Source organism: Microcoleus sp. Pol12B4 (assembly GCF_036701385.1).
Classification (GTDB): domain Bacteria; phylum Cyanobacteriota; class Cyanobacteriia; order Cyanobacteriales; family Microcoleaceae; genus Microcoleus.
On sequence record NZ_JAUBQR010000430.1, the window covers coordinates 1 to 1,600 of the forward strand.

2 protein-coding genes and 1 pseudogene are annotated in these 1,600 nt (G+C 44.4%); all 3 read left to right on the forward strand.

Annotated features, from left to right (window positions below; genetic code table 11):
* Positions 1–972 (forward strand): O-linked N-acetylglucosamine transferase, SPINDLY family protein (locus QUA38_RS28790; RefSeq protein ID WP_445305136.1); only part of this gene is annotated, 972 nt, incomplete at its 5' end.
* Positions 973–1,075: 103 nt separating this feature from the next.
* On the forward strand, positions 1,076–1,285 hold the full coding sequence (locus QUA38_RS28795) for a hypothetical protein (RefSeq protein WP_333167916.1): 210 nt from the start codon (positions 1,076–1,078) through the stop codon (positions 1,283–1,285).
* Between the two features lie 47 nt (positions 1,286–1,332).
* Positions 1,333–1,600: pseudogene (locus QUA38_RS28800) on the forward strand (IS1/IS1595 family N-terminal zinc-binding domain-containing protein); the annotation flags it as partial.

Consider the following 1,600-nt stretch of genomic DNA (forward strand, 5'->3'; position numbering starts at 1 on the left):
CAGCGGTTTGAAGACATGGCGGGCAAGTTTTACTGGCCTAAAAAATATCCAAACGGCTTTGCTGATGGCGGTGAAATCTTCGCGGAAGTAGCGCAAGACAACTTAGATGTTTTGATAGACTTAGACTCGATGACAGTGCCCACAAATGTGGAAGTGCTGTATCAATATCCTGCGGGTATTTGCGTTTCTTGGCTGGGATTCGACGCACCCTATATTTCCGATAATCACTACTTTCTGTGCGACGAACACACTCACCCCCCTGGTGTTGAAAAAAATTACTTAGAACAGTTAGTAAGATTGCCTGCTTGTTCGGTAGCAATTGGCGCACTACAAAGCATTCCTGTCAATCGAGAGGCGATTAGAAATGCTCTCGGAATTGGCTTGGATCAAATGACTTATCTGTGCGTTTCTCCGGGCAGAAAAACGAATCCAGAAATGGTACGAGCTCAAGTTAAAATCCTTAAGGAAGTACCAGATAGTGTGTTAATCCGCAAAGGTCAAGGCGACCCCGACGTTATTCACAGCACTTACCGCCAAGAATGCGAAATTCAAGGAGTAGATTTTGGTCGGATTAAGTTTATAGGGCAAACCAGAAGTGAAGAAGAACACCGGGCTATTTATTATGTAGCCGACGTGCTTTTAGATTCCTATCCTTACAACGGCGGGACTCATAATTTAGAGGCTTTGTGGGCTAATTTGCCAGTGGTAACTAGATCCGGCGACCAATATCTTTCGCGCATGGGTTACGCTTTCCTCAAAAGTGCAAATCTTGATGTTGGTGCGGCGTGGACTTGGGAAGAATACACGCAGTGGGGAGTTAAGTTTGGCCGCGATGCTGGTTTCAGAAATGCGGTGAAAGAGCATTTAGTAAAATCTAAGCAGCCAGAACATCTCGCACCTTTGTGGAATCCTAAAAAGTTGGCTGAGGATATGTATCAGGTGTTTCAAAAACTTTTGTCAGTTGACGGTTGACGGTTATCAGTTATTGGTTATTTGTTACTCGCTTGGGGCTGCTAATAACCAATAACCAATAATAAGATTAGTCTGCACCGTCAACGGTCAACGCTCAACCGTCATGCACCGTCAACGGTCAACTCTCTCTGTGTTCTCAGGGTGCGATCGCCTATCAAGCATTGGAGATGGCTGTGGGCGATCGCATTCGATCGAGTTGACGAGCAAGACTTCTGGAACTGGTACAAATTTTGCTAATCCTCGACATCACCCTACAGCGCCACTGGCACACTCACCTCCTTACCAGCAGGATGATTTCGTGCTACCTTCCTAATGACTTTTGGCGTTGCTGAGTTAGAGTATGAATAGGAGGAATAATTTATGCAATGCCCAGAATGTAAATCAACCCATATCCGTAAAAACGGCAAGAAGAAATGAAAACAGAATCACATTTGTGTCCAATGTGGTCGTCAATTCATTAATCAGTATGAACCGCATCGAGGTTATAGCGAGAGCATCAAACGTGATTGCCTAAAAATGTACGTCAATGGTATGGGTTTACGGGCTCTCTTAACGAGTTAAGGGAGTTCATCATACCACGGTAATAAATTGGGTAAAACAAGTCGGAAAACTGTTACCAGATGTTTAT

What these genes read in the sequence shown, in the direction of transcription:
- QUA38_RS28795 (WP_333167916.1), top strand. Translation starts at nt 1,076, where the DNA reads ATGCACCGTCAACGGTCAACTCTCTCTGTGTTCTCAGGGTGCGATCGC.